The organism is Methylobacter arcticus (assembly GCF_050917435.1).
GTDB classification, from domain to species: Bacteria; Pseudomonadota; Gammaproteobacteria; order Methylococcales; family Methylomonadaceae; genus Methylobacter_A; species Methylobacter_A titanis.
In genome coordinates this window covers 2,565,383-2,581,251 of sequence record NZ_CP159583.1, presented here as the reverse complement: position 1 = coordinate 2,581,251, position 15,869 = coordinate 2,565,383, and the positions used below count along the sequence as shown (strand labels likewise).

General features: G+C 48.7%; 15 protein-coding genes. All 15 read left to right on the top strand.

Annotated elements, in window-relative coordinates; genetic code table 11:
• Positions 1–42 precede the first annotated feature (42 nt).
• The 15 genes from ABXJ76_RS12250 to folC all read left to right on the top strand — a co-directional run bounded on the left by ABXJ76_RS12250 (position 43) and on the right by folC (position 15,868).
• A complete protein-coding gene (locus ABXJ76_RS12250) occupies positions 43–231 on the top strand; it encodes a ribbon-helix-helix protein, CopG family (RefSeq protein WP_432740830.1) in 189 nt (62 codons plus the stop codon).
• 54 nt (positions 232–285) lie between these two features.
• Entirely contained in the window at positions 286–516 is a 231-nt protein-coding gene (locus ABXJ76_RS12245; protein WP_432740828.1) for a hypothetical protein, read from the top strand.
• Positions 517–713: 197 nt separating this feature from the next.
• Positions 714–2,309, top strand: a complete 1,596-nt coding sequence (locus ABXJ76_RS12240; RefSeq protein ID WP_432740826.1) for a SulP family inorganic anion transporter — start codon at positions 714–716, stop codon at positions 2,307–2,309.
• A gap of 96 nt (positions 2,310–2,405) precedes the next feature.
• Positions 2,406–4,532 carry a hydrogenase 4 subunit B gene (gene hyfB, locus ABXJ76_RS12235; protein ID WP_432740824.1) on the top strand — a complete coding sequence of 709 codons (2,127 nt, stop codon included), beginning with the start codon at positions 2,406–2,408 and terminating at the stop codon, positions 4,530–4,532.
• 82 nt (positions 4,533–4,614) lie between these two features.
• Positions 4,615–5,559 (top strand): respiratory chain complex I subunit 1 family protein, encoded by a 945-nt coding sequence (locus ABXJ76_RS12230; RefSeq protein ID WP_432740822.1) that lies wholly within the window; start codon positions 4,615–4,617, stop codon positions 5,557–5,559.
• A gap of 79 nt (positions 5,560–5,638) precedes the next feature.
• Entirely contained in the window at positions 5,639–6,316 is a 678-nt protein-coding gene (locus ABXJ76_RS12225) for a formate hydrogenlyase (RefSeq protein WP_432740820.1), read from the top strand.
• The gene (locus ABXJ76_RS12220) at positions 6,313–7,776 is read left to right on the top strand and encodes a hydrogenase 4 subunit F (protein WP_432740818.1); all 1,464 of its coding nucleotides are present in this window, start codon (positions 6,313–6,315) and stop codon (positions 7,774–7,776) included. The genes ABXJ76_RS12225 and ABXJ76_RS12220 overlap by 4 nt, the downstream gene beginning before the upstream one ends.
• Positions 7,773–9,347: an NADH-quinone oxidoreductase subunit C gene (locus ABXJ76_RS12215; protein WP_432740816.1), complete on the top strand. Its 1,575-nt coding sequence runs from the start codon at positions 7,773–7,775 to the stop codon at positions 9,345–9,347. The genes ABXJ76_RS12220 and ABXJ76_RS12215 overlap by 4 nt, the downstream gene beginning before the upstream one ends.
• Positions 9,348–9,356: 9 nt before the next feature.
• Positions 9,357–9,872: an NADH-quinone oxidoreductase subunit B family protein gene (locus ABXJ76_RS12210; RefSeq protein WP_432740814.1), complete on the top strand. Its 516-nt coding sequence runs from the start codon at positions 9,357–9,359 to the stop codon at positions 9,870–9,872.
• 170 nt (positions 9,873–10,042) lie between these two features.
• A complete protein-coding gene (locus ABXJ76_RS12205) occupies positions 10,043–10,681 on the top strand; it encodes a DUF2231 domain-containing protein (RefSeq protein ID WP_432740812.1) in 639 nt (212 codons plus the stop codon).
• A gap of 217 nt (positions 10,682–10,898) precedes the next feature.
• Entirely contained in the window at positions 10,899–11,531 is a 633-nt protein-coding gene (locus tag ABXJ76_RS12200; RefSeq protein WP_432740811.1) for a phosphoribosylanthranilate isomerase, read from the top strand.
• Positions 11,528–12,730 carry a tryptophan synthase subunit beta gene (trpB, locus tag ABXJ76_RS12195; protein WP_432740810.1) on the top strand — a complete coding sequence of 401 codons (1,203 nt, stop codon included), beginning with the start codon at positions 11,528–11,530 and terminating at the stop codon, positions 12,728–12,730. The genes ABXJ76_RS12200 and trpB overlap by 4 nt, the downstream gene beginning before the upstream one ends.
• A complete protein-coding gene (trpA, locus tag ABXJ76_RS12190; RefSeq protein ID WP_432740809.1) occupies positions 12,727–13,530 on the top strand; it encodes a tryptophan synthase subunit alpha in 804 nt (267 codons plus the stop codon). Before trpB ends, trpA begins: the two co-directional genes overlap by 4 nt.
• A gap of 70 nt (positions 13,531–13,600) precedes the next feature.
• The gene (gene accD, locus ABXJ76_RS12185) at positions 13,601–14,581 is read left to right on the top strand and encodes an acetyl-CoA carboxylase, carboxyltransferase subunit beta (RefSeq protein WP_432740808.1); all 981 of its coding nucleotides are present in this window, start codon (positions 13,601–13,603) and stop codon (positions 14,579–14,581) included.
• 15 nt (positions 14,582–14,596) lie between these two features.
• Entirely contained in the window at positions 14,597–15,868 is a 1,272-nt protein-coding gene (gene folC / locus ABXJ76_RS12180) for a bifunctional tetrahydrofolate synthase/dihydrofolate synthase (protein WP_432740807.1), read from the top strand.
• Position 15,869: the final 1 nt, after the last annotated feature.

Here is a 15,869-nt window from a genome sequence, read left to right as displayed (position 1 = left end):
TTGATAATATACTTATTTAATTAATAATGATGAAGTCTTCTTATGGAAACCTATACTGCTCGTTTGACATTGTTGGTCGATCCGGATAAAAAACGGCTGTTCGAGAAAATTTGTGCCGCTCAGGATCTAACATCCTCACAGGTTGTGCGTCGTTTTATCCGCGAATATATCGATCAGCATGTCGCTCTAATTGATCAGGAAGCTTTGGCCGGAGAAACTAGTGAACATTGAGATTCATGCTTGCGACCTGAAGATTATGCTGCGACTAACGCACTGTGGTGTTTTATGATGACCTTGAAAGGTTCAGTCAGTTCTGGAGCGACCCCGATTGTTGCCCACAGCCTGGTAAGGCCTCAACTTGCTGGCAGGCGCGGTTATTTGTATCACTTGGCGGTTAAGCCCAAAGGCATTGGGAGAAAACGGGTCGAAAAGTCTATGGTTGCCCTGAATGCACAAAGCATCAGCAAATTCCATGTGTTCGTCAAACGCCATGATACTACCGCCTCAAACTTTTGAGGGAAGTTAGACTGGGAACTACGTAAGGATACCCCAGTGAAGTCCTTTTCAGGGAATTGAAGTTTAACAATACGAATGATGAAACTGCGGACTACTTACGTTTCGGAATTCAAAAAACAACTATCCATGATGAGTTTTTGCATGTCTCTGCAAAGTAAATGGATCAAACGGCAATGCTTGAATCAACGAGGAATTGTATGAATAAGCTTTCTCTGTCAACTTCACCAAAAACCGGCTTGGCCGGATTAAAAGAAAACTGGCGCAGTGATTTACAGTCCGGTTTTCTGGTTTTTCTTATCGCGTTGCCATTGTGCCTGGGTGTCTCTGTGGCTTCCGGCTTCCCACCGTCGGCAGGTATTATCACCGCTATTATCGGGGGGATGCTGGTATCGCGTATTAGCGGTTCATACCTGACCATCAATGGCCCGGCTGCCGGTTTGATTGTGGTGGTTTTGGGGGCGGTGCAAGCGCTGGGTGAAGGCGATGCTTTGGCCGGTTATCGTTATACCTTGGCGGCGATTGTGGTAGCCAGTGTTTTGCAGATTCTGATGGGGAGATTTAAAATGGGACAGCTGAGTTCCTTTTTTCCCACGTCGGTGGTACATGGCATGTTGGCTGCGATTGGCATTATCATCATCGCTACACAAACCCATGTGATGCTGGGGGTAACGCCGCAACCAGGCAGCCTGTTTTCGATCATCGCACAGATTCCGCATAGCTTGCTGAGCATGAATGCTAAAATCGGCCTGATCAGTTTTTTAGGTTTGCTAATACTCATTGTTTGGCCGTTAATCGGCAGCAAGATTCCCGCTGCGGTCATTGTGGTGCTGGCAGGAATACTGTTCGCCTGGCATTTTGATCTGGCAAAAGACGCGGTCATCGGCGGGCCGAAGATTATGGTTCCGCTTCCCGATAATTTTCTGGCCGACTTTTATTTTCCCGATTTTTCCAAACTATTCACCGTAGCCTTTTGGGAAGCCGTGATTGCTATCAGTCTAGTGGGCAGTCTTGAAAGCATGCTGAGCGCGACAGCGGTCGATAAGCTGGATCCCTATAAACGCACTTCTGATCTTGATCGCGATTTAACGGCTGTCGGAATCGGTAACATGGTAGCCGGTTTAATAGGCGGTTTGCCGATGATTTCTGACATTATCCGCAGCTCGGCAAATGTCAGAAATGGGGCCAAAACAGCCTGGGCCAACTTCTTTCATGGCTTGGTATTATTACTGTTTGTGGTCTTGTTTACTGGAGTTATACAGAGTATTCCGTTGGCTTCTTTGGCCGCAATATTGGTTTATACCGGTTATCGTTTAGCCTCGCCAGAAATATTCTACAGAGTAAGGGAGGTAGGTAAAGAACAGTTATTTATGTTTGTTGTCACGATTATCGGCGTTTTAGCGACAGATTTACTGATAGGTGTCACATTGGGTATTGTTGTAAAACTGGCCATTAATCTGGCGAGAGGCGTTTGGCCTAACAACTTGTTCAAAATTCACTTTACTATCCAACAACAAGATAACGATACGCTGACCATTAAGTTATTAGGTTCCGCCCTTTTTTCAAACTTCCTGCCGTTGAAAAAAGCACTTGCCCAGCTGGAGAAAGGTAAGACTATTATTTTCGATTTTTCAGGCGGTTACCTGATTGATCATACCGTTATGGAGTTTATCCATGATTACAGGCAGAACTATGAAGCTCAAGGCGGACAATGTCAGAAAGTAGGTAAAGCGTTGGAAACGTTTTCTGATCATGCTCTCGCTGCGCGGCTTATGACAGCAGATGATAGAAAATGATTGTAGCTTGTGATCGGGTTAGCGTAACCCGGCATCCATCCGTAGTCTTAAAGTGTCGGGTTATGCTAACTCGACTTATACGATAGTGAGAAATTCATGATACTTGCATCAGCTTATTGTGCAGTACTTTTAAGCTTTGCTTCCGGCTTGTTGGCGCTGATGATGAATCAGCGCCAACCTATACTGGAGTTTAATCGGTACTGGTTTAAAAAAATCCCGAGTGGCAATGAACGTTGTCAGTCCGTAATTGCCGACAGTCTGGAAGAAAAACACTTTCCGGTTTTGTTGCGGCAAGCGGTGTTTGTTTTACTGGGTTTGTCTGGTGTTTTTGCGGTATTGGCCGGGTTGAGTGTATTAATCAGTAAAGAGATTGTCACCGATCAAATCAGTTTGGGCCTGCCTTGGCTGCCTTGGCATGTCCGTTTTGACTGCTTGTCCGGTTTTTTCTTTTTAATCGTCGGTATTGCGGTAAGCGCAGTCAGTCTATATGGGCCGGGCTATGTCAATAGTTATGACGAAAGCCAGCATCCATTTGCCGTCTTGGGCTTGTTTACCGGACTGTTCGTTGCCGGGATGTTACTGGTGCTGTTGGCCGATGACGCCTTCTTTTTCATGATTGCCTGGGAGTTGATGTCGGTTGCCAGTTATTTTCTGGTGGCGTTCCAGCATGAAAATTCAGCCAATCGCCGCGCTGCTTTTCTTTATTTATTGATGGCGGAAGTCGGTGCATTAGCCATTATTCTGGGCTTTGGCGTACTGGCCAGTTTTACCGACGGTTTTACTTTCGATGCCTTGCGTGAGGCGAAGTTATCGTCAACTTGGGCTAGCATCGCCTTTGTGCTGGCGCTACTCGGCTTCGGCATGAAGGCCGGTATAGTCCCCGTGCATGTTTGGCTGCCGGAAGCGCATCCGGTGGCGCCTTCGCATATTTCCGCATTGATGAGCGGGGTGATGCTTAAAGTCGCCCTCTACGGACTGATTCGTTTCTGCTTTGATTTGCTTGGCGATGTGCACTGGCAATGGGGGGTGGTGCTGCTGATACTGGGAACTATCTCCGCGCTGGGCGGTATTTTGTACGCGATGATGCAGACCAATTTAAAACGCTTGTTGGCTTACAGTTCGGTCGAAAACATCGGCATTATTTTTATGGTGCTCGGTCTGTCGATGATTTTTATGGCAAACGGTCAGCCGCAACTGGCAGCACTGGGCTTTTTGGCGGCGCTGTTTCACGCCTTCAATCATGCCTTGTTCAAAAATTTATTGTTTCTTGGCGCCGGTATCATTCAACATCAAGCCCATGAGTTAAATATCGACATGATGGGCGGGCTGATTAAAAAGATGCCGAAAACCAGTGTGTTGTTTTTGATCGGTTGCATGAGTATCTCGTCATTACCGTTATTTAACGGCTTCGTTTCGGAATGGCTGGCTTTCCAGACCGCGTTGCAGGTCGATGTGCTGGACAATGGCGTATTGCGCAGCTTGATACCGGTCGCCGCTGCTGCATTAGCGCTGACGGCGGCATTGGCGGCCGCCTGTTTTGTCAAAGTATTCGGCTTGATTTTTTTGGGACAACCCCGTTCTCATCATTGCGATAAAGCGCATGAAGTCCAGGACAAAGGCATGCTGGCAGGCCCTGCGCTATTGGCCGGATTGTGCTTTTTGTTCGGCATTTTTCCCGGTCCGGTAATCAGTCTGATCAACGGCGTTTCCGGGCAATTGTTAGGCGAGACTTTGCCGAATGACGCGGCGTTAGGCTGGTTGTGGCTGGCGCCGGTTTCGGCTAACCAAGCTTCTTATGCTCCTCCGTTAGTTCTGATCGGTGCGCTGATTGCCGGCGGCATCAGTTTTTGGTATTTGCGGCGCAATCCCACAACGGCGTTACGCATAGCTGAAACCTGGGATTGCGGTTTTGGCGGGTTAACGCCGCGTATGCAATACAGCAGCAGCGCTTTTACCATGCCTTTCCGGCGGATTTTCGCCAAAGTCTGGATTGTCGACGAGCAGATCGATAAAGACATGCACGGCGCAATGAATCAGGATGTGGCGGCGGTTCATTATCAGTTGCAGATTCAGGATCACAGTTGGCCGCGTTTGTATGAGCCGATTGAACGCGGGGTAAACAAATTAGCCAAATTAGTGGGGCGCATTCAAACAGGCAATATCCGGCTTTATCTTAGCTATTCGCTGGCAACTTTACTCTTACTGTTATGGGTAATCAGCTGATGATCACCAGTGTGGGGGCGACTTCAGTCGCCCAATGTATCAAAGGGGGACTAAAGTCGCCTCCACAGTATGGAGAAATGCGATGAATTGGTTAATAGCCGTGTTACAAACCACCTTGTTTGTCATCCTGGCGCCGTTATTGGCCGGCTGGGTCAAATGCTGCAAATGCCGGTTACAGAACCGCAAAGCGCCGTCTATTTTTCAGCCTTACCGGGATTTGCTTAAATTAACCTATAAACAACCGGTAGTCTCGGAACAGGCTTCATGGTTATTTACCAAAGCGCCGTACATTATTTTTTCGGCAACGGTGCTGGCAGCAACCGTTGTGCCGCTGATTGCCGTTGATTTGCCGACTTCGGCCAGCGCCGATGTCATTGTGATGGTGGGTTTTTTTGCCTTTGCCCGGTTTTTTCTGGCGTTGGCAGGTCTAGACGTTGGTACCGCGTTCGGTGGCATGGGCTCATCTCGGGAAATGACTATTTCATCGCTGGCGGAACCGGCGATGTTGATGGCTATTTTTACCCTGACCATGGCGGCATCGACGACCAACTTATCCTTTGCTATCGCTCATGTGCTCGGTGAAGGTTTGGTTTTACGGCCTTCGTTTGTATTTGCTTTGGCTGCGTTGATACTGGTTGCCATTGCCGAAACCGGTCGCATTCCGGTGGATAATCCGGCGACGCATCTGGAGTTGACCATGATTCATGAAGCGATGATTCTTGAATACAGCGGTCGCCATTTAGCGTTGATCGAGTGGGCAAGTCAGTTGAAGTTGATGTTGTATGGTGTCCTGATTGCCAATATCTTTTTCCCTTGGGGCATTGCCGAAACCCTTAGCATCCAAGCGTTAGGCTATGGCTTGCTGGCTATCATGGGCAAGCTTGCGGTGCTGGCGATTTTTCTGGCGATAGCGGAAACGCTGGTTGCAAAAATGCGCCTGTTTCGGGTGCAGGAATACCTCAGTTTTGCCTATTTGTTAGGCTTGCTGGGAATGTTAAGCCACATCATTTTAGAGGCATCGAGGTGATGAGTGATCAAGGTGCAAGGCAAAAACCGCGCATCGTATTCCTCCTTTCGCCTTGCACCTTTAACCTTGAGTCTTAATCATGAACATTGAACAATTAGATTTTTATACGCAGGCGATTTTATCGATGGCGGCATTGGTCGGGCTTACCTCGTTTCTTATGTTAGGGCAGGGACGGTTGCTGCGGCTGATTTTTGTCTTTGCGCTGCAGGGTTTTTTATTAACCTTGACCACGGTATTGGCGGCATACAGTCTGGATAGCCATCATCTGTATATTTCTGCGGTGCTGACTTTGCTGCTGAAAGTTATTTTTATCCCGTGGATGTTGAGGCGGCAGGTTTTAAAAATGGCTATGCATCGCGATATTGAAGCCTTAAAAAATAATACCGTGGTGATGATGGGCGGGGCCAGTCTGATGGTCTTCAGTTATTACGTGCTGCACCCTATTGTGCAATCCTCATCGGTGGTCATGCTGAATGCTTTGGCCGTCAGTCTTTCGGTGATGCTGCTAGGCATGTTGTTAATGATTTCGCATCGGCAGGCTATCGCCCATGTGGTTGGCTTTATGTCGATAGAAAACGGTTTGTTTTTCGCAGCCATTGTTGCCACTAATGGTATGCCGATGGTGGTTGAACTGGGTATTGCCTTCGACGTACTGGTGGCGGCGGTGCTGTTCGGCATCTTTTTCCTGCACATCCGCACCAGTATTGATTCGCTGGATGTCGATCTGTTAAACAAGTTACACGAGGTGGATAAATGATTGCCGTCTATTTGGTCTTATTGATACCGTTAGTCGGCATACTCTATTTTGCGCTGTCTGGACACCGAGAAGACACCGGAAAAATGAATGTCCGCTTCAACGGCATGACGTTGCTGGCCACTATCTGGCTTGCGATTAATGTACTTAATCAGGGTACGATAATTTCAACAGACAAGGCTTTTTTAATCGATCCGTTTAATGTGTATTTGATTGTGTTAACCGCTTTTGTCGGCTTCACCACGTCGATATTTTCCTCGCCCTATATGGTGCATGAAAAGGATATCGGCAAGCTGAGTGATGGGCGCTTAAAGCTGTATCATTCGATGTTTCAGGGTTTTATGCTGGCCATGTATCTGGTATTGACCACCAATAATATGGGCATCATGTGGGTGGCGATGGAAGGAGCGACGCTGGCAACCGTCTTGCTGGTTAGTCTGTATCGCACCCCGGAGTCTATCGAGGCGGCGTGGAAATATTTTATTTTGTGCGGCGTGGGTATTGCCCAGGCGCTGTTCGGCACTATTTTGCTGTATTACGCTGCAGTGCAGATCGGCGATGGGGAAAATGCCTTGCTGTGGTCGGTGCTTTACGAAAATGCCGACCAATTAAATCCTGAAATTCTTAATATTGCCTTTGTTTTTTTACTGATTGGTTACGGCACCAAAATCGGTCTGGTACCTTTACATAACTGGTTGCCGGATGCCCATTCCGAGGGGCCTACGCCGATGTCGGCGGTATTGTCGGGATTGCTGTTAAACGATGCTTTATACGCGGTAGTACGCAGTAAAATGCTGGTAGATAGAGCGACAGATGCCAATATGGCCGGTTATTTAATGATGGGCTTCGGCATGCTGTCGTTTCTGGTCGCTGCCATACTGCTGCACCGGCAAAAAGATATTAAAAGGCTGTTCAGTTACTCATCCATCGAGCACATGGGGCTGATGACGTTTGCCTTCGGTATCGGCGGCCCGCTAGCCACTTTTGCCGCCTTGCTGCACATGACCGTGCATTCACTGACCAAGTCGGCCATTTTTGTGACGGTAGGTTATGCGGCGCAGCTTGCCGGAACCCAGCGTATAGACCAGATACGCGGCCTGATTAAAACCCAGCCCAAGATTGGTTGGGGGCTGTTGATCGGCACCATTTCCATTGCCGGATTTCCACCGTTTGGCGTCTTCACCAGCGAATTTCTGGTGCTGTTGGCGACCATGCACAGTTATCCGTGGTTGACGCTACCGCTGCTGCTGGGGATCGGCATCGCCTTTGCCGGACTGTTTCGGCATATCCAGCCGATGGTTTACGGCGACAGACCCGAAGGGCAGAATCCGATTAAAGCCAATTTATGGCCGGTGACGATACACCTTGCCTTGGTGCTTTGGCTGGGTCTGGCTATCCCCGGCTTTCTGGCGCACTGGTTTTCACAGGCGACGCTATTAATTTCCGGGAGTACGCCATTATGAGTCGTTCAAACTGGACAGCGGATTTTTTAATTCGAGTCAGTACGAATATTACCGTTACCCATATCGATATAGCCTCGGCCACACTGTGGCAAATCGAAAGCTACGCTTGGCAGCGCTTTGCAGAGCTGGCTGTACAGCAAAACCTGCGATGGGCTGCCGGATGGGCGGAACAACTCGATAAACAGTTTTTCATCAATGCCTGTTTTGAGAAGCACGGCGAGTATGTACTGTTGCGCACCATCATTGGTGACTCAAATCCCGAATTGCCCAGCCAAGCCACGGTTTATCCAGCGGCCAATCGCAGCGAACGTCATACGCAAGACCTGTTCGGGATCAAATTTATTGGGCATCCCGATAACAGGCGCTGGACGCGGCATCAAGCCTGGATTGAAAAAAACTATCCGTTGCGCAAAGATTTTCCGGTTCAGGGTACGCCGGTAGGTATCACGCCGCCCGATAGGGATTATCCGTTTATTAAAGCCTACGGGCAGGGCGTGTATGAGATTCCTGTTGGACCGGTGCATGCCGGCATTATCGAGCCTGGGCATTTCCGCTTTCAGGCAGTCGGCGAACTGATCCTAAACCTGGAAGAACGTTTGGGCTATGTGCATAAAGGCATAGAAAAAATTGCCGAAGGCAGGGAACCCGAATCTTTGGCCAGGCTGGCGGGGCGTGTTTCCGGCGATACCACGGTCGGACATTGCTGGGCCGCCTGTATGGCAATGGAGCAAGCAGCGGGCATTGAAATCCCAGCTCGCGCCGCGTTGATACGCGGTATTCTGGCCGAACGGGAACGCGTCGCCAACCATCTCGGCGATATAGGTGGGATCTGTAATGATGTCGCTTTTGTATTCGCGCAAATGCAGTTGACCCGCTTGCGCGAACTTTGGCTGCGCACCAATGCAATGGTGTTCGGCCATCGCCTGTTGATGGATAAAATTATTCCCGGCGGCGTTGCGTGTGATCTGTCGGATGAATCCTGCGCCCTGATCAAGAAGGATATAGCCGAATTAAGAATGGAACTGGCGGAAGTCATACTCGTGCTGGATCTCAATTCTTCGCTGGAAGACCGGCTGTATACGGCCGGTTTTCTGTCTGAAGAAATCGCCGCCGCATTTGGAACCTTAGGTTATGTCGGCCGCGCCAGCGGACAGGATTTTGATCTACGCCGCGATGCGCCCTATGCGCCTTATAATCGGGTAACCGTTAAGGTCGCGCTGGAAACACAAGGCGATATTGCCTCTCGGTTTTGGGTTAGATACAAGGAGATCAGGACGGCTTTGCGGCTGATCGAAAATTTCATCGACCAACTGGCTGCCGGTGACATACGAAGCGAATGGAAAACACCACTTGCAGGTAGTGAAGGTTTGGGTATTGTTGAAGGCTGGCGCGGCGAAATTATCAGCTACATTCGTTTTGATGCCGATAACAAAATCGCCCGTTTTTATCCGCGCGACCCCAGTCAATTGAACTGGCCTGCGTTGGAAAAACTGGTGCTGAATAATATCGTGCCGGATTTTCCTGTGTGCAACAAATCCCTGAATGGCTCTTATTCAGGCAATGATTTATAGGAAGGGAACATGCTGAGAATTTTTAAAAAAATCCTGGCCACGGGTGTCGTCACTGAACAACTTACCATGCCCAAAGATGATGAACTGGAGCAGTTGGGCGTCCACATCAAACGGTATATCGACAAGAAATTTTCCGGCAGCATTGCCATACGCGCTGTCGATGCGGGTTCCTGTAACGGCTGCGAACTGGAAATTCACGCATTGAACAATCCCTTTTACGATATTGAACGTTTCGGCGTTCATTTTGTGGCATCCCCCAGGCATGCCGACGTGCTATTGGTCACAGGACCGGTTTCAAGACACATGCAAACTGCATTACTGCGCACTTATGAAGCGACACCGAATCCGAAATGGGTGATTGCCGTCGGTGATTGCGCAGCTTGCGGCGGCGAATTCGGTGTGTCTTATGCCAGTTGCGGAGCGGTATCCAATGTCATTCCGGTCGATGCGGTGATTCCCGGTTGCCCACCTACACCTTTGATGTTGATGCAGGGCTTGTTGGGTTTAATGGGTGTTAAGAAATGAGAAAACTTAGTCGGTTTTTGTAACTGGAGACTTGCTCTCGTCCTTTGCCTTGTGCTTTTAGCCTTTTTCGTCTTTCCAGGATTAGCCGCGTTGTAATGTTTCTTACTTATTTGCAATTGCCCAAATATCAAGTAGATTGTTTTCCTTTGTAAATAATAGTGATGATTGATATGAATAATTTTTTGTCTTTTCAAATTCATGGCGGAGCCGATCACGGCGGTGGTGTTGCCGACAGCGTTTCTAGTCTGCTGGTTTTTTTTGAGGGACTTTCAACGCGTGATTCGGCAGATGTTTTTTCGACATTAATGCCGGGTCTTTCCAGCATGGATAATATCCATCCAGTGCTGGTGCATTTTCCTATTGCATTGTTATCGGCTTTTTTTGCTTTGGACATGATCGGTACGCTGGTCAAAAAACAACATTGGCGTAACGTTGCCGGTTGGTTGTTGTACTTGGGCGCCGTCGCCGCCGTCTTTACAGTGATTGCCGGTTTCAGTGCGGCCGGTTCCGTAGCACATGGAGAGGAGGTTCATGGCATTGTGGAACGGCATAAGAATTTTGGTGTAGCGGTACTTTGTTTGGCGATTTTATTATCAGCTTGGCGGGCAATCAGTGGCGGTGTGATTGAAGGCCTGGCTAATTGCTTTTTTCTGGCATTAGCGACGTTATTGTTTGGGTTAATGGTATTAGGCGCCGATCTAGGCGGATTGATGGTTTATCAATATGGTGTGGCCGTTAAGTCGCTTCAGATTGAAGTTCCTGGCTCTCATGAGCATGAGCATGGACATGAGCATACTCATCAGCACTAATGAAGTCGAGTGGCGCGCGAAGTAAGCCCGGCAGAAATTGGCTTCCCACTTAAGAGCAAGTGGCAGGCTTAGTCGTTCACCTGAGTGTAACCGAAAGACTCACCACGAACGGCTTATAACCTTAGGCTGGTCCCGGCTTAAGTTGGTAGTCTAAGTCGCATTGTTTTATGGTATTCTAGGCGGCTAGCTTTTTTTGGTTAAATTCTCATATCACTTTATGCGAACTCGCGTTAAAATTTGCGGTTTTACCCGTGTTGAAGATGCCGTTTGTGCGGCTCAATTAGGCGTCGATGCCATTGGTTTGGTGTTTTATCCGCCCAGTCCAAGACATGTCGGTATTGAACAAGCGGTTGAAATTGTTAAGGCCTTGCCGGCGTTTGTTACGGTCGTCGCTTTGTTTGTCGATGAGCAGGAGTCACGGATACACGAGGTTTTGGCGCAGGTACCGGTAGATTGCCTGCAATTTCATGGTGATGAGCCGGCCGATGCTTGCAGGTTATATGGCAAACGTTATATGAAAGCGCTGCGGATGCAGGATGGTATCGATATTCCAGGTCTGGCTTTACACTATCATGATGCGGCAGGATTGCTGTTGGATGCTTATCATCCGGGAGCGAAAGGCGGTACGGGTAGCCGATTTGATTGGAACAGAATTCCTGAGCATTGTCAGTTGCCTATCGTGTTGGCGGGTGGTTTGGATGAGAATAATGCCAGGCAGGCGGTGCAGACAGTCAGGCCCTATGCTGTGGATGTCAGCAGCGGTGTAGAAGTAGAAAAAGGTGTTAAGGGTGCGCTAAAAATGGCGGCATTCATACGTGAAGTTAATGAGGGTGACAGAATACTACTATGACAGAAAAATATAATATGCCCGATGAGCGGGGACACTTTGGCCCTTACGGCGGAATGTTTGTTGGAGAAACATTGATGCTGCCGATTCAGGAATTGAATGCTGCATACCAGCAGTATTTAAAAGATCCTGAATTCATAGCGGAACTGGATGCCGATTTAACCCATTACGTAGGCAGGCCGTCGCCTCTATATCACGCTGAACGATGGAGTCGCGAGTTGGGCGGCGCACAGATTTATCTGAAACGCGAAGACCTTAATCATACCGGCGCACATAAAATAAACAACACGGTTGGACAGGCTTTATTGGCCAAACGTATGGGCAAGACGCGCATTATCGCTGAAACCGGAGCCGGTCAGCATGGTGTTGCGACAGCGACCGTTGCCGCCAGATTGGGTCTGGAGTGCGTGATTTACATGGGCGCTGTCGATGTTGTCCGGCAGTCTTTAAATGTGTATCGAATGAAACTATTGGGCGCAACAGTGATTCCCGTTGAATCCGGCTCAAAAACCTTAAAAGATGCGTTGAACGAAGCGCTCAGAGACTGGGTGACCAATGTCGACAATACCTTTTATATCATCGGTACCGTTGCAGGTCCGCATCCCTATCCTGCGATGGTTAGGGATTTTCAGGCCATCATCGGCCGCGAAGCGAAGCAACAATGCCTGGATCAAGTCGGACGCTTGCCGGATGCGCTGGTCGCCTGTGTCGGCGGCGGATCAAACGCCATCGGTTTGTTTTATCCGTTTATAGATGACCGTTCGGTAAAAATGATCGGTGTTGAAGCGGCGGGCGACGGCATTGAAACCGGGCGTCATTCTGCACCGTTATGCGCAGGTCGTCCCGGCGTATTGCATGGCAATCGCACTTATTTAATGGAAGATGACGATGGTGAAATTATCGAGACGCACTCCATTTCGGCCGGTTTGGATTACCCTGGCGTAGGCCCCGAACATGCTTGGTTGAAAGATACCGGCAGGGCTGAATATGTCAATATTACCGATACCGAGGCGCTGGAAGGTTTCCACGCATTAACTCGAATGGAAGGCATTATTCCTGCATTGGAATCGAGTCATGCAATGGCTTACACGATGAAGCTGGCGCCAACCATGAAAAAAGACGAAATTATCATCGTCTGCTTGTCAGGTCGCGGCGATAAAGATATGCAAACCATGGCGCAACGCGAGGGAATAGAACTGTGAGCCGATTAACTGCAACATTTGAAGCGTTAGCCAAAACAGGCCGGAAGGCGTTAATTCCGTTTATTACCGCAGGCGATCCTAACCCCGAGTTCACCTTACCGCTGATGCATGCGATGGTTGAGGCGGGTGCCGATGTGATTGAGTTGGGTGTACCGTTTTCCGATCCTATGGCGGATGGACCGGTTATTCAGCGAGCCAGTGAGCGCGCTTTAGGCTATAAAATGAGCTTAAGACGCGTATTGGCGATTGCGACAGAATTTAGAAAAACCAATCAACAAACCCCAGTTGTGCTAATGGGCTATGTGAATCCTATTGAAGCCATGGGTTATGAAGATTTTGCCAATGCTGCCCAACGCGCCGAGATTGACGGCGTTTTAACGGTTGATTTGCCGCCTGAAGAGGCGGAAGAATGCGTAGCCTTGTTAAAGGCGCGCGACATTGATCCGATTTTTTTATTGGCGCCCAACAGCACCGATGAGCGCATTAAAAAGATGGATGCCGCGGGTTCAGGTTATCTTTATTACGTTTCACTGAAAGGCGTGACCGGTGCCGGACATTTAAATGTTGCCGATGTCGAAGCCAAGCTTAAGCAAATCAAGACGAATACCCGTCTGCCTGTGGCTATCGGTTTTGGCGTCAAGGACGCGCAAACAGCAAAGACGGTTGCCAGTTTGGGTGACGGAGTGGTTGTCGGCAGCGCCCTGATCAGCAAAATTGAGGCGAATCTGGATGATCCGGAGCGTGCCAAAAGAGAGATAGTCGATTTGTTGGTCGCCATGCGCCAGGCAATGGATAACTAAAGGATAGATGGCTAGGATGGGCTGACGTAAGGAGCCCCATCAAACAACAGCAACACTAAAGGGCAGATGAATGAGTTGGTTTGAAAAGTTAATCCCTTCAACAATTAGAACGGAAGGGTCGAATAAAAAAGGCACTGTACCTGAAGGATTGTGGAATAAGTGCCCGAGTTGCAATGCGATTCTTTACAACACGGAGCTGGAAAGAAATTTCAGCGTTTGCCCAAAATGTGAGCATCACATGCGGATTTCGGCCAGAACGCGGTTGACCATGTTTCTGGATGAGGGCGATCATGAAGAAATAGGTAAGCATGTTAAGCCTATCGACCCCTTAAAATTCAAAGACAGTAAGAAATATAAAGACAGAATTACCCAGGCGCAAAAACAGACGAAAGAAAATGATGCGCTGGTAGTGATCAAAGGTCAGCTAAAAGGTCAGGATATTGTTGCTGCGGCTTTTGATTTCGGCTTTATGGGGGGATCAATGGGGTCTGTGGTCGGCGAAAAATTTGTTCGTGGCGTCAACAAAAGTCTGGAGCTGGGCGTTCCGTTTATTGTGTTTACGGCCAGCGGCGGCGCACGTATGCAGGAGTCGCTGTTTTCATTGTTTCAGATGGCCAAAACCAGTGCGGTATTGGCCAAATTATCCGATGCCGGTCTTCCGTATATATCGTTCATGACCGACCCGACGATGGGCGGGGTTTCAGCCAGTTTGGCTATGCTGGGCGACATTAATATTGCCGAACCCAATGCCTTGATCGGTTTTGCAGGGCCCCGGGTCATCGAGCAAACCGTTCGTGAAAAACTGCCGGAAGGCTTTCAGCGTAGCGAGTTTTTACAGGAGCATGGCGCTATCGATATGATTATCGATCGACGTGAAATGCGCGATAAGATTGCCGGTATCTTGGCGCTGCTGATGGCGGGTAGAAACATTGCAGCACCGCAAATTCCCCTTGCAAGCTCTTCCCTTTTGACAGCGGGGGAAGCCGAAGGTAAGGGGGGACTTGAAGTTGAAGCGGATGATGCCCTGCATCACTCGACTCAGGAAGACTGATATTATTGTCGGTTAATGAGACGTTTTGATTCGCTAGAGGCTTGGTTGAAGTGGCAGGAAAGCTTGCATCCTTTAGTCATTGATTTGGGTTTGGAGCGGGCGGCACTGGTCTTTGATGCACTTAATCCCGATTATGCCAAGCCTCCAACGATTACGGTCGCCGGAACCAATGGCAAAGGCTCGTCTGTTGCTTATCTTGAGGCTATTTACACGGCGCAAGGCTATCGGGTAGGAGCTTATACGTCGCCGCATATCCTGAAATATAATGAAAGAATAAAAATTGACGGCAAACCGGTGTCGGATGACAAAATTTGCGAGGCATTTGCAAGAATAGAGTCGGTACGAGGCAATACTTCATTAAGCTACTTTGAATTTGGTACACTGGCCGCATTGGATATATTTTTCCGTGCCGGAGTCGATATTCAATTGCTTGAGGTTGGTTTGGGCGGGCGATTGGATGCCGTTAATATTGTCGATCCCGATGTGGCATTGATCACCAGTATCAGTATTGATCATATTGAATGGCTGGGCGGTACGCGAGAAGCCATCGGACGAGAAAAAGCCGGTATTTTTCGAGCGGGAATTCCCGCTGTCATCGGCGATTCCGAACCCCCTAAATCATTAACACAGAGCGCCCTTGAACAGCATACCCTGCTGTATTGCCTCGGTAAAGATTTTGGTTATAAAAAGCAGACGACAGGATGGGATTGGTTCTCTGCCGACCGGCAAATGTTACAATTGCCTGAGCCGGGATTAAAAGGTGAGCATCAGTATCGTAATGCCTCGGCGGTTATTTTAGCGGTGACCAAGATGGCTGAGGTTTTGCCGGTTACTGAAGCATCGATTAAGCAGGGACTGGAAAATGTCCAGTTAGCGGGTCGATTTCAATTGATTGACGGCGAAATTCCGGTATTGCTGGATGTGGGGCATAACCCTCAGGCAGTCCGAACATTGGTTGATTACGTGACGGCTGTTTTTCCCGGAAGACGCATTCATGCTGTTTTTTCAATGATGAAAGACAAGGACATAGCGGGAGTCCTTGAAATTATGAATCTGGTGGTTTACGACTGGTTTTTTGCGCCTTTGGCAAATTCTAGAGCGGTTACGGAACCGGTTATGCGTGAGATTTTTTCACAAAGTTCGGTGTCCAGGGTTTCTTTTGGTTTTTCTGGTTTTACTGAAGCATTTGCTGCGGCAAAAAACCAGTCAAAAGAAGGTGATTTGTTATTGGTTTTTGGATCTTTCTTTTTGGTATCTGATTGCTTGGTTGAATTTGAGAATAAGTGAG